This window comes from Streptomyces venezuelae (assembly GCF_008642375.1).
Lineage (GTDB): Bacteria > Actinomycetota > Actinomycetes > Streptomycetales > Streptomycetaceae > Streptomyces > Streptomyces venezuelae_G.
Genome location: NZ_CP029194.1, coordinates 204306 through 224102, shown reverse-complemented (window position 1 = coordinate 224102; position 19797 = coordinate 204306). Strand labels below are relative to the sequence as shown.

Here is a 19797-nt window from a genome sequence, read left to right as displayed (position 1 = left end):
CGCGGTCTCGGAGGGGAATCAGGCGAGGCAGAACTCGTTGCCCTCGATGTCCTGCATCGTGATGCACGACTCGTTGACGCCATCGGCGCGCTGCGTCAGCACGTGTTTCGCGCCGAGCGCCATCAGCCGTGCGCATTCGGCCTCGAGTGTGGCCAGGCGCTCGTCACCCACGAGCCCTGTGCCGACCCGCACGTCAAGATGCACCCGGTTCTTGACGACCTTGCCTTCGGGAACGCGCTGGAAGAGCACGCGCGGGCCCACGCCCGAGGGATCAGCGCACGCGAAGTAGACCTCGTCCTCAGGCGGCAGCGAGCGGTGGTACTCCTCCCACGTGGCAAAGCCCTCCGGGACCGTCGGTACGACGTACCCCAGCACCTCGCACCAGAAGGCGGCGAGGCGCGCAGGCTCCGCGCAGTCGAAGGTCACTTGGAAATGCTTGATCGTTGACATCGGCGCACGATAACAGGGGCCCTGGTCATCTCCCCGGTCGGGTGGATCACGTTGGCGGGGGGACGGGGCTCGCCTGTCCGGCGAGCTTCTTCCAGGTCTCGGTGACGATCGGGCGGTCCGAAGCGGCCCCGTTGGGGCGCTCACGAGGGCCGCCCTGAAATCGCTCGCCTCCCAGCTGATCGATGGGGGTGAACGCCGCCTTGCCCTCGACCAGGCCCGCGCCGACGGGTCCATGACGCCTCCTCCACCTCGGAGTTTTCTGGACAGCTGTCCATGTATCATGGACAGCTGTCCAGAAAACTTCGTGCAGTAGGGAACGACCCATGGAAACAACCGCGAACGTGCTGGTCGCGCTGGTGGCAGCGCTGCACGCGTACATCTTGGTTCTCGAGATGTTCCTCTGGGAGAAGAAGCCGGGCCGTGGTCTCTCCGGCTTCGACGCGGACATGGCCCGGGCCACCGCCCCGCTCGCCGCGAACCAGGGCCTCTACAACGGGTTCCTGGCCGCCGGGCTGGTCTGGGGCCTGATCGCGGGGGATCCGACCGGATTCCGGGTCCAGGTCTTCTTCCTCGCCTGCGTACTCATCGCCGGGCTGTACGGCGGATTCACCGCCAACCGGCGCATCTTCGTCGCCCAGGCGCTGCCCGGGGCCCTGGCGCTGGCCGCAGTCCTGCTCGCCCGATGACCGAAGGGCAGGCAGATCCCCGTACGGCACGGACCCGGGCCAAGCTGCGCCAGGCCCTGCTGGAGGAATGCGCCCACCGCCCACTGGCAGAGGTCAGCGTCGCCGCGCTCGTACGTCGGGCGGGAGTCGGCCGCGCAACGTTCTACCTCCACTACGCAGACCTGGAGGCGCTCGCCGTCGACGCCTGCGCCGACATCGTTCGCGAAGCCGTGGACGCCCTCCACGCCTGGCGCGGTTCGCCCGATCCTGCGATCCCGCCGCCGGCTTTGCCGGCGTTCTTCGAGCGACTCGCCCCCCACTCCGGGCTCTACCGGGAGCTGTTGCGCCCGGGCGGCAGTGGCCCGCTCGGGGATGTGTTGCACCAGGAGCTGCGCGCTCGTAGCCGCACCGAACGCGCCTTGGCCGGCGCCCCGGAACCCGACCTGATCGCTTCGGCCGTGGCCGCGGCCTTCGCCGGGGTTCTCGCCGACTGGCTGCACGGCCTCATCGAGGCGACCCCGATCGAGATCGCCCAACGCGTCTGGCGCGTCCTTGTGAACCTCCACCGCACACCTCTGTCCTGACGAACCGCCAGGCCCGCCGGCGCAAGGGGCCGGGACGCGAGCTACCCCTTCACCTCACGAGCAGTCCTGGTCGATTCCAAGAGTGGCGATCAAGGGTGCCGACGGACGCCCGCGAACCGCCTTGTGGGGGCCGCCCCGCCGCTTGGCCCGCTGTGCCTCACCCTCTTCAGCGGATCGGCCCTCGCATTCCTTATGCGTAATCCGCATCCATGAATGCTAGGTTTGCGTTCATGATGGGTGCGGAGGAGGTCCTCAGGCTCACGGTCGCGGCGTTGATGGCGCGGACGGGCGAGCGACAGAACGATCTGGCTGCCGGTCTTGGGCAGTCGCAGGCGCAGGTGTCGCGGAAGCAGTCGGGGCGCGCGCATTGGTCGTTGGAGGATGTCGATCTCCTCGCCGCGCACTACCGGCTGCACGTGCTCGACCTGATGGCCGGGCCCACGCATGCGGCCGGTGTGCTGCACGGCTCGGTGGCCAGTCTCCAGCCGGCCGGCGGGGGGCCGCTCCCGGCAGGTACCGACACCCCGCCCGCGACAGTCACCTCCGTCCCGGACGAGGCCGCCCCTTTGCGGGCCGGCGAGCTCGTTCGCGGCAGTCGAAACCCGGACGTCCACGGCCGCCACGGTACTCCCGTGGCGGCCGATGCCGCTGCGCGGCCGTCCACCGTCTCCGTTCAGTTGATGCAGCCGTGCGTGCTGTGCGGGCAGTCGACACAGCAGGAACTGGAGGGTTTCCCGCAGCATTTGACCGCAGAGGACTGCGCGGCGGCCATGGCGGCCGCGAACCGGTTGCCCACGGCAGTCCAGGGCTCCGTCGCCGCGAAGACCCCGGCCCCGACTCCCGCCGTTCCGTCCGTGCCGTCGGCGGATGCCGGCCTGCCGGCCGCTCCGGCCGCACCCGCCGCTCCGGCCGCACCCGCCACCCAGGTCGTACCGGCCACTCCCGCGGCGCCGGTCGAGTCCGTCGTACCGGCTTCGGCCGGGGCTCGACGCGCCGCGCCCGGATACGCCTCCGGGACGCTGGTCGACCAGATCTCCGACCGCGTCCACGACGTTCTGGCGGCGTGTTCCGGTGACATGGAGGCGGCGCAGGCCGAGCTGATCAAGCTGGCCATTCCTGACGTGATGACGCTCCTGAAAGCATCCCGGGTAGGTGGCCGGTACGAGCATTCGGAATTCCCGCCGACGCAGGAGATCCTGCGGAAGAAGTCGCAGAAGGGTGCCGACGAAATCTGGGAGGGACGCCCGAAGTGGCGAAACTCAGAGCTTTTCGCGACGGCGAAGCGCGGCGAGCGTATCGAGGTGACCGCCCTCGACATGAATGCCGCTTACCTCTCCGCACTCAAGGCATGGCTGCCGATCGGTCAACTGAAGGAGGACACCAGCGGCGTCCACGACCCGAGGAAGGCCGGTGTCCACCTCATCACTCCCGCCCCCTGGGACCACGCCGACCTCCCCAACCCGCTGGGCAACCGCATCGAACCGGGCGAGCTCTGGGTCAGCGAGTCCACCCTGCGCCTTCTGCTCGACTGTGCCCGTCAGGACCTCGCGGACGAACCGGTGATCCACCGCTCCCTGGTCTCCGGCTCCTCCGAAGCCCTGCTGGAAAAACTCCGCCGGGCACTCGCCGAATCCCGGAAGACAGCCCTTGCGGAAGGCGACGCACTCACCGTGGCGTACGTGAAGGCCATGTACTCTAAATTCGTGTCGACCATCGGTGAATCCAGTGCGAACCGCGAACTGCGCCGCCCGGACTGGATGCACATCATTCGTGCCAAGGCTTTCGCCAACCTGTGGATGAAAGCCCATAAGGCGCACAAGGCCGGACTTCAGATCGTGGAAATCTCCGGCACCGACGAACTCCACGTCGTAGGGGACTGGCGCACCGTTTTCCCGGAGGGCCGTGACCTGAACCAGGTCAAGGAGAAGACCACCTACATCCTCGGGGGTAAGCGCTGATGGCCGGATCACCTGACCTGTGGTCCCGCTGGGGGGACTTCGGAAAGTTCAACTCCCGGGGCATGAAGGGCGGCGAGGCCCTGATTCTGGAGCTGAACCGGATCGTCTATTCCTCCGGATTCACCTCGCCCGTCACCTCCAAGCGAGGCCTTGCCGCCCGCCTGCGCTACCTCGACAGCACTGCAGGCCGTGAGGCGCTGCGAGACCAGGGAGCGTCCGCCCGGACGATCCGCTCCTGGATGAAGGGCAAGTCCACTCCCACCGCGGCCAACCGCGAGCGCATCGACAGCGCCTACTGGCACCGCCGTCGCGAGAACCTGATCCGCTCCGGCTGGCTCAAGCGCCACCTCGACAACGACGGCCGGGGCCGCCGGATGGAGATCTACCCCGTCGACCAGTCCCAGGTCCCGGCCGAACGGTCCCGCCCCACCCTCTCCCAGCGGTCCATCACCGTCCGCTACATCTGGAGCGACCTCGTCGACGCTTGGGCCGCCCAGGACTCCGACACCGTCGACGAGATCTGGGACGACGTCATCAGCGACCTCGACTCCGACTACAACGCCTACGCCCACGTCTCCTCGGTCGGCATCGGGGCCTGACCGACCGGCATGCGCTCCCGTCGCCCGCTCCCGCTGCGGCGTAGAGAGCCAGTTGTCCGCGCGGGGGCGGCTTTCCTCTTGTCTTGGTCACGTCATGACTGCTGGTTCGTACGAGGGCTGTAACAGTCGCGGGATGCTGGTGAGCAGGCATTCCCGCGCGGAGACACTAACGGTGTCGCTTGCATACGGACCGGCTCCGGGCCGGTCACGGGGGAAGAAGGAACGACATGAACTCGAAGACGGTCAGGCCTGGTTCACCGCGTCGGGGCCTGCGCCACGTTGTTCTGGGGGCGGCTGTGGTCGCGGCTCTGCTGACGACGACCGCCTGCCAGAGTGACGACCAGGCCGCCGCGCCGCCGACCGCCGCGCCCTCGGACTCGGCATCGGCCGGCGGGAGCACGTCGTCGGCCGCGCCCTCGGGCTCCGCGTCGGCCGGCGGGAGTGCGCCTGAGAGCACCGCGCCGACCGGCGACTCCGGGACCGGCAGCAGCACGCCGACGCCGACAGCTACGGCGTCCGGGGACAGTGGAGAGACGGGCGGTGGCAACGGGACGGAGTACGCGGACTGCGAGGCGGACGGTCTCTCCACCGCGGTCGAGCTCCAGGACGAGCGCGGGGAGACCCCCCGTCACTTCCTCCTGACTGTCACGAACAAGGCGAAGACGCCGTGCGTTCTCAATGACGCGCCGCAGGTGCGCCTCAAGGCCGGCAACGACGCCCCGATCGTCCAGACGCTCGGGGAGCCGGACGGTGAGCCCGTCGTCGTCGAGGGAGGCGGCAAGGCCTACGCCGGCCTGTACGTCTTCGGGAACGACGAGGGGGGTGAGGCGGAGTACGACCAGTCCGACCGCTTCACCGCGACCCTGATCGCCGGGGAGGGCACCGAGCTGAGCGGCACGCTCACCTTCGATCTGCCCGGCGGTCTCGACACGGTCTCCGTCGACGACGCGGCGCGGGTGAACGGATGGGCCGGTACCGAGGGGCTCGCGATGCGTCCGATCACCCAGCTCTGAGGAGCGACGCGGGGCCGCCGCCGTACTCCCGCCCGCTGGAGGGCGGGGCGACGGCGGCGGTGGTGGTGGTTCAGGGGAATCGTTGGATGATTGCTGCCGTGATCTGATCGGGTGCATCCTCCTGGATGAAGTGTTTCGCCTGGCGGAGTTCCACGATGTCGAGCTGGGTGAATGAGGAGCGGATCCGGGGGATGCACGCTTTCGGTCGGAACACCATGTCCCGCATGCCCCATATCGCGAGGGTGGGCTTGGCTCCGAGGCGGGCAGGCACGTCTTGGGCGAGTCGTTCCAGCAAGGGGCGAGCGGCGCGGATCTCTCTGGGCATGACCGTGAGTCCGCGGCGGGCTTCCTTCGTCGGTTGCACCATGCGGTAGTGGTCGGCCTCGGCCGTTGTCAGGGTGGGGCCGGTTCTGCCGAGCAGGAACTGCTCTACGAGAAGGTTCTGTTCGAGGATGCGCCGCTGCATGGGGCGGCTGCTCATCATCACGCTGAATGCCCGGTTCGCCAGGCGCTCGATCGGCCAGAACGCGGTGTTGCCCAGCACGACTCCCCTGACACGGTCTGCTCGCGTCGTCGCCGCGCCGAGTCCGATGGGGCCACCCCAGTCCTGTCCCATCACGACGAAGTCGTCGAGCTGCAGATGGTCGATCAGTTCACCCAGTACTGCCGTGTGCTCCGCGACCGTGTAGCCGAAACCGACCGGGCGGTCGGACAGGCCGAAGCCGAGGTGGTCGACCGCGATGCAGCGATACCGGCCGCGAAGGCCCTTCACGATGTGGCGATAGAGGAAACTCCAGGTGGGGGAGCCGTGGCAGAACACGATCGGCGGCCCTGTCCCCTCGTCGATGTAGTGGAGCCGGCCGGCGGACGAGTCGAACCATCGTGATGCGAAGGGGTACAGGGCCGGGTCGGGAACGAAGCCGATCATCGCGCTCTCCTCCTGCTTCTGTCGCCGCGCCTTTCGACCCGGCATCCATCACCCGCTACAGGTGTAGAGTCTCAGCGGTCGAGACTCTACACCTGTAGCATCAAGGGGTGTCTTCGAATGCGACGAGTGGCAGCGAACGCCGGGACGCGATCGCCGGCAGCGGGATCCGGATCATCGCCCGTGACGGTGTTCGCGCCCTGACGCACCGAGCCGTCGACCGTGAGGCGGGGATCCCGCAGGGATCGACCTCGTACCACGCCAAGACGCGGTTCGCGCTCGTGGAACTCATCGTCGACGCGCTCGCCGCCCGTTCGAAGGCTGACGCCGAAGAACTCGCCGCGGTCTTGAACGGGAGGTTCGAGTCCGGAGGCAGCCTCGATGTCGACGAGCTTGCCGTGCTGATCGCAGGACTCGTCGAGGCTCTCGCATCGCGCCGCGACGATATGAGAGCCCGTTACGCACTCCTTCTCGAACTCCACGACGAGCCGCATGCCCGAGCGAAGCTGACGGCGGATTCCGAGGTGCACGCCATCACCCGGCAGATGACCGCGTCGGCCCTCACCAGGGCAGGACTCCCCAGCTCAGACGCACACGTCGAGGAACTGATCGCCCTCACCGACTCGCTGGTGTTCCACCGGACGGCGATCGATGCGACCGTTTCACCCCGGGCCATTCTCGCCGCGTACCTCCGTGGCACAGCCTCGACCTGAAGCCTGTTGGGGAAGGGTGTGCCGGGACAGGGCCGGGCCGATCGATGGTGCACCCCCGCCTGACCGTGAGGACATTCCCGGAAAGTCGGAGGAGCATCTACTTCTGGGAGGTCGGCACGGCGTGCTACGCCGTCAGTGAGCATCGGGTGGCGCACGGTGGTCGGCCGACGAGGAGGACGCCATGATCGTCGACTGTGCACATTACCGGGACGGGCGTCGCCAGCACGAGGGCGCGATGCCGCTGGAGCAGGCGGCCGCGCGCTGCAAGCTGGGCGGGTTCGTCTGGCTGGGAGTCTTCGAACCGGGTCCTGAGGAACTGCGGCGGGTCCGCGAGGTCTTCGGCCTGCACGAGCTCGCCGTCGAGGATGCCAGGACCTTCCACCTGCGGCCGAAGGCCGAGCAGTACGAGGACGGCACCGAACTGATCATCCTGCGCACGGCACGCTACGACGACGAGCGGGAGGAGGTCGACACGGGCGAGATCAGCATCTTCCTCGCCGAACACTTCGTGATCACCGTTCGCCAGGGCATCGCGAGCGAGCTGCACGAGGCGCGGAGCCGACTCGAAAGCCGCCCTGAGCTTCTCAAGACCGGTAGCGCGTCCACGTTGTGGGCCATTTTCGACCAGGTGGTGGACAGCTACGCGCCGGTCGTCGAGGAGCTCGAACGCGACATCGAGCAGATCGAGGCCACCGTGTTCTCGGGGGCGGTCGCCCCGACCCAACGGATCTACTTCCTGCGCCGCGAGGCGACGGACTTCTACCGCGCCGTGCACCCCCTGCTCGCCGTGCTGGGGCGGCGCCTGCAGCCCGGGAAGTCGCCACCCGCACTCCTGCCGTACATCCGCGACGTGCACGACCACCTGCTGCTGGTGAACGAGGAGGTCGCCGCCCAGCGCGACCTCCTGACCACGGTCCTGGAAGCGAACATCGCGGTGATCTCCGTCGAGCAGAACAAGATCAATCTTCGGCAGAGCGCCACGATGGAGCGGCTCACCATCCTCGCGAGTGTGTTTCTCCCGCTGTCCTTCGTGGTCGGGTTCTTCGGGCAGAACTTCGGCTGGCTGGTCGGCCACATCGGCGGCTTCACGGCGTTCCTCACCCTCACGCTCGTGGGGCTGCTGCTGCCGTGCCTGATGCTCTACGTCTGGCTGCGCCGACGCCACAACCGTCCGCCACCCCCGCCATCAGAGGTGACCAGCACCGTCCCGCGCAGGAAAGCGGCCCCTATGGAGTGAGGACGAGGGCTCTTGCCCGGCAGCTGCTGTACGACGCGGTGTTCGGAGGGCTGTCTCGTGCCGCGAGGGTCGGGCGCTCGGTCCTCGGCGTCAGAGCAGTGTCAGGTGGGCCGGCGCGTCGTGGCCGGGGTGAGCGGTTCGATGGGCAGCCGGGCGGCGCTGCACCGGGCCCCTGCTGAGCGACCTCACTTCCGGACACCGTCGACTCAGCCGGTGGCTGCCGTTCGACGCCCGTCGATTGACTGCGGGCACAGCCTGACCGCGCCCGCCCGTCAGCACAGTGGCCGAGCCTCGCCCGGCAGGCACAGCTTCATGTCGGAGCAGGCACGGCCTACCTGCCGGGCAGCGTGGCAGCAGGCAGGTCAGCTCACAGCGGCACTTCTCCGGCCCTTGCCTCGCAGGCGCGGAGCTCGCCGCACCGCACCCTGCCGGAGCGCGGACACGCGCCGTACGAGCCGGTCGACGCCCATCGCGTAGCCGATTCCGAAGAGCAGGGACACGGCAAGTGCGAGGGGTTCCGACACGTCGTCGACGAGTGGGAAGACCTGCCAGTGCGTCAGGTAGATGGCCAGGGAGCTGCCCGCGAGCAGGCCGGCCACCTGGTTGACTCGATGGACGCTCGGCAGGGTGGGGAACCACACCAGCAGGCAGAAGCCCAGCATGACGAACAGTTCTCGGCGCGGCTCGCCGGGGAAGAAGCCGGGGACGGTGGTGAGGGCGGCCGCCGTGACCAGCAGCCGGTGCGGCACGGTAAGGGAGCGGGCCGCCGCCCAGCCGAGGGCGAAGAGCCAGAACACGGTGACCGCGTCGGTGATGTGAGCCCGGTCCGGCAGGCCCACGAGTTCGTAGCGGGTGAGCAGTCCGACCCCTGCCAGGGCGACCGGCAGCCCGTACGGGAAGCGACGATCCAGGCGGTGGACGGCGGGGACGGCAAGCAGAGCCGTCATGGCCAACAGGATGTAGACGAGGGCCTCGACGAACCAGAGGTGGATACCGGTCCCCATGACCTCCGGCCAGAGCGCGTTGTGCAGGAGGAGCACGTTGGACAGGTCGTAGTCGTCGCTGATGAGGAGGGCGAAGGCGGTCCAGACCATGGTGGGGACGGCGATCCGAGCGATGCTGCGGGCCGAGCGGCGGGTCCGTTCGCGCCGTTCGGGCGAGGAGAGCAGGAAGCGGGCGAAGTTGAACCCGGCGACGGCGAGCAGCAGATGGGCTCCGCCGCGGATGTCGAAGAGCCGGACGTGGGAGCCGACGACGCAGACGATGGCCACCGCGCGCAGCAGGACGCTGGTCTCCACGCTCCGGCGCCACCGGCCCCGCGCGCGGGGGGTCGTCGCGCGGCGCTCCAGTTCGCGGAGGGGCGTCGTGTGCCACTGGGGTGGCAGCAGGCCGAGGCGTCGTTCGAGGTGGAGGGACATCTCGACGTACGACAGTGAGTCGCCGCCCAGGGAGACGAACGTGCTGTCGGGCGTCACATCGGGGCGGTCCAGGATCCGGGCGTAGAGCGCGCACAGATCGTCCTGGTCGCCGCCATCGGCGACCGGCGCCTGTTCGGAGAGGCGGCACAGGGCGCGTACGGCCCGGTAGTCGGGCTTGCCCGTGGCCAGACGGGGGAGTTCTGGCAGCAGGTGGACGCGGATGGCGCGGGCGGGCAGGCCGAAGACCTCCGCCAGCCGTCTTCGGATCCGTCGTTCGTCCCACCCTGGCCTGTGGACGACGCCGAGGGCGATGTGCTCGTCGTCGCCCGAGCACAGGGCGTCCAGGCCGTGGCGCGCGAGCAGGGCCTCGATCTGCTGGGGGTCGACGCGCAGGCCGAGGATCTTCAGGAAGCGGCTGCGCCGCCCGACGATCTCGTACAGGCCGTCCTCGGTGCGGCGGGCGAGGTCGCCCGTGCGCAGGGCGTCGGTCGTGCGGCCGAGCGCGAGGTCGTCAGGGGTGCGGGCGTAGCCGAGCATCACGTTCGGGCCGGTGTAGACGAGTTCGCCCACGCCGCCGGACGCCTCCTCGACCGGCTCCAGGCTGAAGGATCCGCCGGGGACCGGGACGCCGATCGCGGTCGGGTGCTCGGCGGCCAGCGCGGGCGGCAGGTAGGCCATGCGGGCCGTCGCCTCCGTCTGGCCGTACATGACGAACAGGTCCCAGCCGCGTCGTCGTCCCAGCGCCGCGTAGTGCGCGACCCGTTCGGGCGCGAGCCGCCCGCCCGCCTGGGTGACGTACCGCAGCCGGGGGAGCTCCATGTCGGCGAAACCGACCCGGTCGAGAAGGTCGAAGGTGTACGGGACCCCGGCGAGCGCGGTGCCGCCGGCGGACCTGAAGAGGTCCCAGAAGCAGGCGTCGGCGACCGACAGTCCGGTGAGGACGAGTCCGGCGCCGCGGAGCAGGTGACTGTGGATCACGGACAGGCCGTAGCAGTAGTGCATCGGCAGAGTGGTGGCCGCCCGGTCGGTGTCGCGGATGTCGAGGTACGTGGCGATCGACTCGGCGTTCGCCTGGAGGTTCTCGTACGAGAGCCGGACCAGCTTGGGGGAGCCGGTGGAGCCCGAGGTGCTGAGCAGCAGGGCGAGGTCGGGGTGGAGCGTGTGCGCGGACGCGGCACGCCGCTCCTCGATGCGCCATTCGTCGCCGGGCTCCGGGTGGATCACGACGTCCGGGTCGTACGCGGAGGTCAGCGCGGCCACCGCTTCGGGGTGGTCGCCCGGCACGAGCAGTACCGGGTGGCCTGCCGCGAGGGCGGCCAGATGGACGACGAGCGCCCCGACGGTGTTGGCCCCCGGCAGCAGGACCAGGCGGCGCCGCGGGCCGAGACGCCGCGCCGTCTCGGCGACCCGCTCGGACAGTTCGCGGTACGAGAGGGTCCCCTCTGCGGTCACCAGGGCGGTCCGGTCACCGTGGAGCGCGAGGTCCTGGGCGAGCGGGAGGGCGTGGCCGCCGATGGGCGGGGCGGGAAGGAGCGTCACGGGCGCATCGTAGGTAAGCCTTTCCTTATCGAGAAGAGGCGGGGATACTTCCGGATGTCCATTCGCGGCCTTGTCGTTATCAAACCCTGACTTGACTATTAGGTTAGCTTTACCTTATCAATGCCGTATTCACAGGTTCTCTTGATCGAGACGGCAGGAAGGCCCCCACCTCTATGCGTCGCCCCTTGGCCCGCGCGCTCACCGCGATCGCCGCGGCCGTCCTGCTCGCCCCGGCGCTCGCCGCGTGCGGCAGCGACGAACCGGCCGACCTGGTCATCTACTCAGGCCGCAACGAGAACCTCGTGAAGCCGCTCATCGAGAAGCTGGAGAAGCACCTCGGCGCCAACGTCGAGGTCAGGTACGGCGACAGCGCCGAACTCTCCGCGCAGCTCCTGGAGGAGGGCGACAAGACCGAGGCGGGTCTCTTCCTCTCCCAGGACGCGGGCGCCCTCGGCGCGCTCTCCAAGGAGAAGCGCCTCGCCCCGCTCCCCGGCACCACCCTCGACAAGGTCGACCCCGCCTACCGCGGGTCCAACGGCGACTGGACCGGAGTCAGCGGTCGCGCCCGTGTCCTCGGGTACCACCCCGACCAGGTCCCCACCCCGCCCAACAGCGTTCACGAACTGGTGAAGCCCGAATGGAAGGGCAAGATCGGCTTCGTCCCGACCAACGCCTCCTTCCAGGCCTTCGTGACCGGCATGCGCGTCCTCGAGGGCGACGACGCCACCCGCACCTGGCTCAAGGGCCTCAAGGCCAACGAGCCCAAGGCGTACGAGAACAACCTCAAGGTCCTGGAAGCGGTCGACAAGGGCGAGGTCTCCCTCGGCCTGCTCAACCACTACTACTGGTACGAGCAGGTCGCCGAGAAGGGCGCCGACAAGGTCAAGGCCAAGATCCACTACCTGCCCAAGGGCGACCCCGGAGGCCTCGTCAACGTCGCCGGCGTCGGCATCCTCGAGGGCGCCGACGAGAAGCAGGCGGCATACGCCCAGAAGGCCGTCGACTTCCTCCTCTCCGCCGAGTCCCAGACCTACTTCGCCGAGGAGACCAAGGAGTACCCGCTGGCCGCCGGCGTGAAGACGGCCGAGGGCGTCCCCCCGTTGGAGACCCTCCAGCCGCCCAGGATCGACCTCGGCCGGCTCGACTCCCTCAAGGAGACCCTCGCCATGCTCCAGGACGTCGGGCTCGTCTGACATGACCTCCCCGGACGCTCCCGTCCGGACCGAGAACGCCCCCCGCCCGGAAGGTGCCACGGCACCCTCCGGGCGGCGGCGCGCCCCGGTTCGGCCCCCTTGGATCCTGACGGTGCCGGCCACGGCCGCCGTACTGCTCGCCGTGCTGCCGCTCGGCTACCTCGCCGTCCGCGCCCTCGAACGGGGCCCCGCCTACGCCTGGGACGTCATCGCGGAGGAGCGCACCGGCGAACTGCTCCTGAACAGCCTCGGCCTGACGGCCGTCGTCGTGACCGCCTGCCTGCTCATCGGCGTCTCCCTCGCCTGGCTCACGGTCCGCACCGCCCTGCCCGCCGCCCGCGCCTGGTCCGTCCTCGTCACCCTGCCGCTGGCCGTGCCCAGTTACGTCACCGCCTACGCCTGGCTGTCCGCCGCGCCCTCCCTCGCCGGATTCACCGGCTCGGCGATCGCACTCACCCTGGCCAGCTTCCCGTACGTGTACCTGCCCGTCGCCGCCGCGCTGCGCGGCACCGACCCCGGACACGAGGAGGTGGCCCGCTCCCTCGGGAAGGGGCCGTTCCGGACCTTCCTGCGGGTCACCCTGCCCCAGCTGCGACCCGCCGCGGCCGGCGGCGGACTCCTCGTCGCGCTCTACGTGCTCTCCGACTTCGGCGCCGTCTCCCTCATGCGGTACGACACCTTCACCCGCGGCATCTACACCTCCTACCGGGCCAGCTTCGACCGCACCCCGGCCGCCGCGCTCAGCGCCGTCCTCGTCCTCATCACCGTGCTGCTCGTCGCCGCCGAGACCCGAACCCGGGGCCGAGCCGGCTACGCCCGCGGCGGCACAGGGACCGCGCGACGGGCCGTACCCGCCGCCCTGGGGCGGTTCAAGCCCCTCGCGCTCACGTGGTGCGGCGCGATCGTCGCCCTCGCCGTCGCGTTCCCGCTCGCCACCCTCGGCTACTGGCTCGCCGTCGGCACCTCCGCCACCTGGGACCCGGCCACGCTCACGACCACCGCGCTGACCACCCTCGGTCTGGCCGCCGCCGGCGCCGCGCTCACCGCCCTGCTCGCCCTGCCGGTCGGCGTCATCGCCGCCCGCCACCGCGGCCGCTTCGCCCAACTCCTCGAACAGGCCGCGTACGCGGGCCACGCCGTCCCCGGCATCACCGTCGCCCTGGCACTCGTCTTCCTCGCCGTCCGCTACGCACGCCCGCTCTACCAGGAGACACCGCTCCTCGTCTGCGCCTACGCGGTGCTCTTCCTGCCCGTCGCGGTGGCCGCCACCCGGGCGGCCGTCCTCCAGGCGCCCCCCGTCCTGGACGACGTCGCCCGCTCCCTCGGGCGCACACCGCTCGGAGTGCTGCGGGAAGTCACGCTGCCGCTCGCCGCTCCGGGCGTCGCGGCCGGCGCAGCCCTCACCTTCGTCGTCTGCATGAAGGAACTCCCCGCCACACTGCTGCTGCGTCCCACCGGCACGGACACCCTGGCGACCCGGCTGTGGACCGAGACGGGCTCGGGGTCCTTCGCCGCGGCCGCGCCCTACGCCGCCGCGCTCATCCTGCTGGCAGCCGTCCCCTCGTACCTCCTCGGAAGGCACCGCACATGAACGAGCTCCGGGTCAGCGGCCTGGTCAAGGCGTACGGACCGGAGGCCCCGGTCCTCGACGGGCTCGACCTCGACGTCCCCGGCGGTGCCCTCGCCGCCGTGCTGGGCCCGTCCGGCTGCGGCAAGACCACCCTGCTGCGGGTGATCGCCGGCTTCCTGAAGGCGGACGCCGGCACGGTCACCGTCGCCGGCCGGCTCCTCGGCGGCCCCGGCGTCCACCTGCCGCCCGAGCGGCGGCGCATCGGGATCGTCCCCCAGGAAGGCGCGCTCTTCCCCCACCTGAGCGTGGCCCGGAACATCACCTTCGGGCTCACCGGCCTCGACCGCGCCGCCAAGCGCACCCGTGTGGCGGAGATGCTCGACCTCGTCGGCCTGCCCGGGTACGGCGACCGCATGCCGCACGAACTCTCCGGCGGCCAGCAGCAGCGCGTGGCACTGGCCCGCGCGCTCGCCCCGCAACCCCATCTCGTCCTGCTCGACGAGCCGTTCAGCGCCCTCGACAGCGGACTCCGTGGTGCCGTACGGGCGGAGGTCCGCGCCGTGCTGCGGCAGAGCGGCGCGACCGGACTGCTCGTGACGCACGATCAGCAGGAGGCACTCTCCACCGCCGATGTCGTCGCCGTCCTGCGCGAGGGCCGAGTGGCCCAGTGCGCCACCCCGGAGGAGCTCTACCACCGGCCGGCGGACCCGTGGCTGGCCTCGTTCGTCGGGGACGCCGTGCTCGTGCCCGGCACCGCCGAGAAGGGCGTGGCCACGACAGCGCTGGGGCGGATCCCACTGGCCGTCGTCCCGGCGGGCCGCAGAGAAGGCCTGGTGCTGCTGAGGCCCGAGCAACTCCAGCTGGCGCGGGCGGGCGGCCCCGACACCGAAGGTGTCGTGACCGATGTGCGCTTCTTCGGCCACGACGCCCTGATCACGGTGAGCGTCGACGGACTGGAACGCCCCGTCGACGTCCGCACCCCCACTCCGCTGTCGGTGGCACCGGGGCAGCGGGTCGGCGTACGCCTCACCGGCGAGGCCACCCTGCACCCCGGCACCTGATCGGCAGGCTTCCGGCCGGGCCACCACGCGGTGTGCCGTCGCTGTTCTCTGCGTCAGCCGGACCGGTCACTGGCCGCCGTTGACGAAGCCGATGACGACGGCGCCCCACCACGCGACCTTCATGCCGGATGGGAGCGACGGTAGGCGAAGGGGCCGGCGAGGTCCCTCTGCCCAAGGACGTCCCTCGTCCCCGAGATCTGCTCGCCGCCCGTTGCCGGCCCGCATCACCTCGGCGGAGGGCCTGACCTTCGCCTGGGCCTCCCGCTGGAGGAGATCGGCGAACTGCTGCGGGTGTGGGAAGCGGGCGCCTGCCGGGATGTGAAGGCGGGCCTGCCGCCGCGGCTCGCCGCCCGGCTCGCCGAGGCCGAGATGCGCCGCCGAGCCGGCCGCGTTCACCGCCTCTCTCCGCGGTTCTCTGGCCCACCTGGACGCCTTGCCCGAGCGGGCCGGCCGCTGCGACCCCGCATGCGGCTTCCTCGCCCCGTCCGAGGGCGGCACCGTCCACCAGACCGGCGTCGCGTCGGCGGACAGCGATGCCACCAGGGAGCCCGTCACCGTGCTCCTCGCCCGTTCCCTCGCGCTGTTCGCCCTTGCCACGGCTCCACCGTCGATGATCCGCCGGAGTCCGCGCAGATCGTGGGCCGCGATCGCCCGCCGGGCCAGCGGGAGCCCCGCGCCTTGCCGGCGTAACCCTGCGAGCTCGTCTCCGCGGTCAGCCGTGCCGGGCGAGCTTCACCGCGGAGACGAGCAGGATCACCGCGAGGGCGGGGATGAGGATCAGGTCGGGGAAGACCCCCAGCAGCAGGCCGCCGAAGACGGCACCGGCGATGGAGCCCACGGCCATGACCGTGGTGAAGCGGAGGTTGGAGCCGAGGACGGCGAAGCTGCCGTCGCGGCTGTAGCGGGCGAAGGCCACCAGCATCGTCGGCAGGGAGACCAGCAAGGACAGGCTGCCGGCGACTTTGATGTCCTCGCCGAACAGCAGCACGATCGTCGGGATGAGCAGTTCTCCTCCGGCGACACCCATGATCGCGGCGACCACCCCTACGCCGAACCCGGCTGCCACTCCGGAGGGGACCTGTGCCCACAGCGGCAAGTCGAGGGTCCCCAGCGTGGTGGTGTGACCGAGGACGAGAGCGACCGCCATGAGCACCATGAGCGCGGCCAGCACCTTGTAGAGGGTCGCCGAGCGCATCCGTACGGCCCAGGACGCCCCGGCCCATGCACCGAGCAGGCTGCCGGCGAGCAGGTTGACCGCGACGGGCCAGCGTGCGGCGACCTCGGCGGCGGGGACGGCAGCGAGGCGGGCGGGCAGGGCGATCAGGACCACCACGAGGCTCATCGCCTTGTTCAGGATGACGGCCGAGAGCGCGGCGAACCCGAAGAGGCCGATCAGCAGAGGCAGACGGAACTCCGCTCCGCCCAGCCCGATCATGCCGCCGAGCACCCCGATGGCGGCTCCCACACCGAAGACCAAGGGCGCCGCGTGCGTGGAACGGAGGGGAGCGAGGGCACGGTCGGTGGTCACGACAGGCATCCTCGCCGGTGGAGCTCCCCGCCTGCTACGACATCGCTCCGTCTTCGGGTGAAACCACCGGTGCCCGCACGGCGCTTCGTTGGGACCACCGAACACTGAGGCTTGAGGATCCGCAGCTCGACGACGTCGGAGTAGGACATGCCGGTGGCCTCCTGTCCCCGTCCTTTCCACGGACGCTGCGAGCGTGCGCGCCTTCGCGGATCGGCATACCGAACTCCTGGTGGCCGAAGGGGCCTGACCAAGGGGATGAATGGATGCATTTCTGTCCGTCCCATAGAATTGAGATGCCCTTGGGAGGCGCCATGAGGCAGAGCTGGCAAGGCGGTCGGCGAGGCCGTGACCGGCGACCTTGAGCGTGGCCGGACCGCCTGTGGAGTACGGGCGTGGGCCGATGGCTACAAGGCTCTGGAACTCGCGGACCGGGTGAATCCGCTGAAGGCGGAGGACCTCGAACTGCTCGCGATGTCCGCCTTCATGACGGGCCGCCATGAGGACATGGTGAGCGCGCTGGAACGGGCGTACGGCTCGTACCTGGGGACCGCCAGGGCACTGAAGGCGGCTCGCTGCGCCTTCTGGGCTGGGTTCGATCTGGCGTACAGACGGGAGACCGGCCGCGCGACCGGATGGTTCGGGCGGGCGCATCGGCTCGTCGAGGCCGAAGAGATCGGGTGCGTCGAGGAGGGCTATCTGCTCATGCCCGCGGTCATGATGCTGCGGGCCGGCGGTGACTACGCCGGCGCCTACGCCACGGCGGGCCGGGCAGCGGAGATCGGGGAACGATTCGGGGACGCGGACCTGCTCGCCCTCGCCATGGAGGAGCAGGGGCAAGCACTGGTGAGGGAAGGACGGGTCGAGGAAGGCCTCGGACTCCTGGACGAGGCCATGGTGGCCGTCACATCGGGTGACCTCTCCCCAGCTGTCACCGGCGTGGTCTACTGCGCCGTGATCGACGCCTGCCGTGCGGTGTACGAGCTGCGCCGCGCGCAGGAGTGGACCGAGGCGCTGACGGTGTGGTGCCGAGAGCAGCCCGACATGGTGGCCTTCAGCGGTGAGTGCCTCGTGCACCGCGCCGAGATCATGGAGCTGCACGGTGCGTGGCGGGAGGCACTGGCTGAAGCGGAACGGGCGGGCGAGCGGTTCCGGCAGGAGACACCCCAGGGGGAAGCCGGTCAGTCGCACTACCGGCAGGCGGAGATCCACCGCCTGCAGGGGGCGTTCGCGGCGGCGGAGGAGGGGTACCGGGACGCCAGCCGATGCGGTGGGGATCCGCAGCCGGGGCTGGCCCTGCTCCGACTGGCCCAAGGGAACGAGGGCACCGCGGTCGCCGCGATGCACCGCGTGATCGAGGAGACCGTCGATCCTCTGGAGCGGGCGAGGCTGCTCCCCGCCTGTGTCGAGATCATGCTGGCAGCGGGAGACACGCAGGCCGCGCTGAGCGCCTGCGACGAGCTCGGGACGATCGCCGAGAGGTACCGGGGCGGGGTACTGGGTGTGATCGCGACGGCCGCCCGCGGCACCGTCGAGCTGGCGGCCGGTGAGGCGGGGTCCGCCCTGATCGCCCTCCGGAAGGCGGAGCGGGGGTGGCAGGAACTCGACGCACCGTACGAGACCGCACGGATACGGATGCTCATCGGCAGGGCCTGTCTGGCCCTGGGCGACGACGAGACGGCAGCCCTCGAACTCGAGGCGGCCCGTGCCGTGTTCGCGCACATCGGTGCCGCACCGGACGTCGTACGGGTCGACGCGATCGCCTCCGGCGCCCCGGCGGAGGCGGCACCCGGGCACGCACTCGGGAGTGCCCTGGGCCTGACACCGCGAGAGGAGGCCGTGCTGCGCCTGGTCGCCGCAGGGAAACGCAACCGGGAGATCGCATCCGCCCTGGTCATCAGCGAACACACCGTCGCCCGGCACGTACAGAACATCTTCGCCAAGCTCGACGTGTCGTCGCGGACCGCCGCGAGCGCCAAGGCACACGAGCACCACCTCGTCTGACGCCAGGACCGGGTGCTCCGCATGGTCGGAAATCACCATGCCCCTCACCGGAGCAGAAGTGGTGATTCCCGTCGATGCCGGCCGGAGTCGCCAGGAGGAGGCTGGGAGCGGATGGAGGTGGTGACGATGAACGACTCCTGCACCGACAGTGACATCCGCGAGCGGCTCCTCGCCGGCTTCCCCGCCACGGAACGACGCATCGACCTGGCCGGAATACCGACCGCCGTACTGGAAGGCGGTGACGGCCCGCCGCTGGTCCTGCTCCACGGCCCCGGGGAGTTCGCGGCGACCTGGATGCGCGTGATGCCGGAACTGATGGAGACCTTCTCCGTGGTCGCTCCCGACCTGCCCGGCCACGGCGCCTCGGAGATGGGCGAAGGCCACCTCAAGGCCGACCGCGTTCTCGCGTGGCTGGGCGAGCTGATCGAGCGGACCTGTGCGTCGCGGCCCGTCCTGGTCGGGCATCTGCTCGGCGGCGCCATCGCCGCCCGCTTCGCCTGCGACCACGGAGACCGGCTCGCCCGACTGGTCCTGGTCGACTCGTACGGCCTCGGCCGGTTCCGCCCCGCGCCCAGGTTCGCGCTCGCCATGGTCCGTTTCATGGCACGGCCCACGGAACGAGCCCAGGACCGGCTCATGAGCGCCTGTATGACGGACCTGGGCAGGCTGCGCGAACAGCTCGGCGAGCGCATGGAGTTGCTGGAGGCGTACGCGCTCGACCGCGCCCGTGCCCCTGGCCAGAAGGCCGCTCTGCGTAGCCTCATGCCGGAGTTCGCGATGAACCCGATCCCGGTGGCGGACCTGGCACGGATCGCCGTGCCCACGAGCCTGATCTGCGGGAGGCAGGACCTCCAGGTGCGGCTGAAGATCGCCGAGGCCGCAGGCGCCCGCCACGGATGGCCGCTCCACGTGATCGAGGACGCCGCCGACGACCCCGCCTTCGAGCAGCCCGAAGCCTTCCTGGGCGCGCTGCGGGTGGAGATCCGTACCCCGCTCGCCCCGCACGTCACATGACCATGGGGAAACGGACAACCGAACAAGAGGAGGCAGTGATGACGATCGCCATGCTGGTGGACAATCCACACGGTTCGCAGGAGATCTACGACAAGGTCCGGGACCATCTGGGCCTGCAGGACAAGCCCGCGGGCGGCATCTTCCACGCCGCGGGGCCGAGCCCGAACGGTGGCTGGCGCGTCGTCGAGGTCTGGGAGTCGGAGGACGACGCGAAGCGATTCATCCAGGAGCGTCTCGTACCCGCTCTCCAGGCCGCAGGCGTGACGCCACCGTTCCCGACGCCACAGTTCTGGCCGATCCACAACTACATGACGTAGGAGTAGCGGCCT

General features: G+C 70.3%; 18 protein-coding genes. 13 read left to right on the top strand and 5 right to left on the bottom strand.

Annotated features, from left to right (window positions below; all coding sequences use genetic code 11):
• Positions 1-18 precede the first annotated feature (18 nt).
• Complete coding sequence (locus DEJ46_RS01015; protein WP_150263547.1) at positions 19-450, bottom strand: VOC family protein; 432 nt, start codon at positions 448-450, stop codon at positions 19-21.
• Positions 451-773: 323 nt separating this feature from the next.
• On the opposite strand from DEJ46_RS01015, the gene DEJ46_RS01010 reads away from it, so the two are divergent.
• The 5 genes from DEJ46_RS01010 (at position 774) to DEJ46_RS00990 (ending at position 5269) form a co-directional block, all read left to right on the top strand.
• Complete coding sequence (locus DEJ46_RS01010) at positions 774-1136, top strand: DUF1304 domain-containing protein (protein WP_150263546.1); 363 nt, start codon at positions 774-776, stop codon at positions 1134-1136.
• Positions 1133-1699, top strand: a complete 567-nt coding sequence (locus DEJ46_RS01005) for a TetR/AcrR family transcriptional regulator (protein ID WP_150263544.1) — start codon at positions 1133-1135, stop codon at positions 1697-1699. The genes DEJ46_RS01010 and DEJ46_RS01005 overlap by 4 nt, the downstream gene beginning before the upstream one ends.
• Before the next feature lie 230 nt (positions 1700-1929).
• Complete coding sequence (locus tag DEJ46_RS01000; protein WP_150263542.1) at positions 1930-3657, top strand: acyltransferase; 1728 nt, start codon at positions 1930-1932, stop codon at positions 3655-3657.
• On the top strand, positions 3657-4256 hold the full coding sequence (locus tag DEJ46_RS00995) for a hypothetical protein (protein WP_150263540.1): 600 nt from the start codon (positions 3657-3659) through the stop codon (positions 4254-4256). Before DEJ46_RS01000 ends, DEJ46_RS00995 begins: the two co-directional genes overlap by 1 nt.
• A 296-nt stretch (positions 4257-4552) precedes the next feature.
• Positions 4553-5269, top strand: a complete 717-nt coding sequence (locus DEJ46_RS00990; protein ID WP_150263538.1) for a DUF4232 domain-containing protein — start codon at positions 4553-4555, stop codon at positions 5267-5269.
• Between the two features lie 70 nt (positions 5270-5339).
• On the opposite strand, the gene DEJ46_RS00985 is transcribed toward DEJ46_RS00990, so the two are convergent.
• Positions 5340-6197 (bottom strand): haloalkane dehalogenase, encoded by an 858-nt coding sequence (locus DEJ46_RS00985; protein WP_150263536.1) that lies wholly within the window; start codon positions 6195-6197, stop codon positions 5340-5342.
• A 107-nt stretch (positions 6198-6304) separates the two neighbouring features.
• Between DEJ46_RS00985 and DEJ46_RS00980 the strand changes: the two genes are divergently transcribed.
• Positions 6305-6907 (top strand): TetR/AcrR family transcriptional regulator, encoded by a 603-nt coding sequence (locus tag DEJ46_RS00980; protein WP_150263534.1) that lies wholly within the window; start codon positions 6305-6307, stop codon positions 6905-6907.
• A 181-nt stretch (positions 6908-7088) separates the two neighbouring features.
• Positions 7089-8144, top strand: a complete 1056-nt coding sequence (locus tag DEJ46_RS00975) for a magnesium and cobalt transport protein CorA (protein ID WP_150263532.1) — start codon at positions 7089-7091, stop codon at positions 8142-8144.
• A gap of 362 nt (positions 8145-8506) precedes the next feature.
• Here DEJ46_RS00975 and DEJ46_RS00970 read toward each other — a convergent pair whose 3' ends face one another.
• Positions 8507-11101 (bottom strand): AMP-binding protein, encoded by a 2595-nt coding sequence (locus DEJ46_RS00970; protein WP_150263530.1) that lies wholly within the window; start codon positions 11099-11101, stop codon positions 8507-8509.
• A gap of 173 nt (positions 11102-11274) precedes the next feature.
• Here DEJ46_RS00970 and DEJ46_RS00965 point away from each other — a divergent pair, with 173 nt between their 5' ends.
• From DEJ46_RS00965 to DEJ46_RS00955, 3 genes are read left to right on the top strand one after another with little or no spacing between them, the layout of a single operon-like run.
• A complete protein-coding gene (locus tag DEJ46_RS00965) occupies positions 11275-12294 on the top strand; it encodes an iron ABC transporter substrate-binding protein (RefSeq protein ID WP_150263527.1) in 1020 nt (339 codons plus the stop codon).
• A 1-nt stretch (position 12295) separates the two neighbouring features.
• Positions 12296-13885 (top strand): ABC transporter permease, encoded by a 1590-nt coding sequence (locus DEJ46_RS00960; RefSeq protein WP_150263526.1) that lies wholly within the window; start codon positions 12296-12298, stop codon positions 13883-13885.
• Complete coding sequence (locus DEJ46_RS00955; RefSeq protein ID WP_150263524.1) at positions 13882-14925, top strand: ABC transporter ATP-binding protein; 1044 nt, start codon at positions 13882-13884, stop codon at positions 14923-14925. Before DEJ46_RS00960 ends, DEJ46_RS00955 begins: the two co-directional genes overlap by 4 nt.
• Positions 14926-14991: 66 nt before the next feature.
• Here the strand turns inward: DEJ46_RS00955 and DEJ46_RS38940 are convergent, their stop codons facing one another.
• Both DEJ46_RS38940 and DEJ46_RS00945 read right to left on the bottom strand, forming a co-directional pair.
• Positions 14992-15321, bottom strand: a complete 330-nt coding sequence (locus DEJ46_RS38940) for a hypothetical protein (RefSeq protein WP_190622368.1) — start codon at positions 15319-15321, stop codon at positions 14992-14994.
• A 316-nt stretch (positions 15322-15637) separates the two neighbouring features.
• Complete coding sequence (locus DEJ46_RS00945) at positions 15638-16453, bottom strand: sulfite exporter TauE/SafE family protein (protein ID WP_150263522.1); 816 nt, start codon at positions 16451-16453, stop codon at positions 15638-15640.
• Between the two features lie 345 nt (positions 16454-16798).
• Here DEJ46_RS00945 and DEJ46_RS40675 point away from each other — a divergent pair, with 345 nt between their 5' ends.
• From DEJ46_RS40675 to DEJ46_RS00930, 3 genes are all read left to right on the top strand, one after another.
• Positions 16799-18454, top strand: a complete 1656-nt coding sequence (locus tag DEJ46_RS40675; protein ID WP_150263520.1) for a LuxR C-terminal-related transcriptional regulator — start codon at positions 16799-16801, stop codon at positions 18452-18454.
• Positions 18455-18580: 126 nt separating this feature from the next.
• A complete protein-coding gene (locus tag DEJ46_RS00935) occupies positions 18581-19468 on the top strand; it encodes an alpha/beta fold hydrolase (protein WP_223834440.1) in 888 nt (295 codons plus the stop codon).
• Positions 19469-19506: 38 nt separating this feature from the next.
• Complete coding sequence (locus DEJ46_RS00930) at positions 19507-19785, top strand: hypothetical protein (protein WP_150263516.1); 279 nt, start codon at positions 19507-19509, stop codon at positions 19783-19785.
• The last annotated feature ends 12 nt before the right edge of the window (positions 19786-19797 follow it).

Coding starts and splice junctions, on each gene's coding strand:
- DEJ46_RS01015 (WP_150263547.1), bottom strand. CDS start 450: ATGTCAACGATCAAGCATTTCCAAGTGACCTTCGACTGCGCGGAGCCT.
- DEJ46_RS01010 (WP_150263546.1), top strand. CDS start 774: ATGGAAACAACCGCGAACGTGCTGGTCGCGCTGGTGGCAGCGCTGCAC.
- DEJ46_RS01005 (WP_150263544.1), top strand. CDS start 1,133: ATGACCGAAGGGCAGGCAGATCCCCGTACGGCACGGACCCGGGCCAAG.
- DEJ46_RS01000 (WP_150263542.1), top strand. CDS start 1,930: ATGATGGGTGCGGAGGAGGTCCTCAGGCTCACGGTCGCGGCGTTGATG.
- DEJ46_RS00995 (WP_150263540.1), top strand. CDS start 3,657: ATGGCCGGATCACCTGACCTGTGGTCCCGCTGGGGGGACTTCGGAAAG.
- DEJ46_RS00985 (WP_150263536.1), bottom strand. CDS start 6,197: ATGATCGGCTTCGTTCCCGACCCGGCCCTGTACCCCTTCGCATCACGA.
- DEJ46_RS00975 (WP_150263532.1), top strand. CDS start 7,089: ATGATCGTCGACTGTGCACATTACCGGGACGGGCGTCGCCAGCACGAG.
- DEJ46_RS00965 (WP_150263527.1), top strand. CDS start 11,275: ATGCGTCGCCCCTTGGCCCGCGCGCTCACCGCGATCGCCGCGGCCGTC.
- DEJ46_RS00960 (WP_150263526.1), top strand. CDS start 12,296: ATGACCTCCCCGGACGCTCCCGTCCGGACCGAGAACGCCCCCCGCCCG.
- DEJ46_RS00955 (WP_150263524.1), top strand. CDS start 13,882: ATGAACGAGCTCCGGGTCAGCGGCCTGGTCAAGGCGTACGGACCGGAG.
- DEJ46_RS00935 (WP_223834440.1), top strand. CDS start 18,581: ATGAACGACTCCTGCACCGACAGTGACATCCGCGAGCGGCTCCTCGCC.
- DEJ46_RS00930 (WP_150263516.1), top strand. CDS start 19,507: ATGACGATCGCCATGCTGGTGGACAATCCACACGGTTCGCAGGAGATC.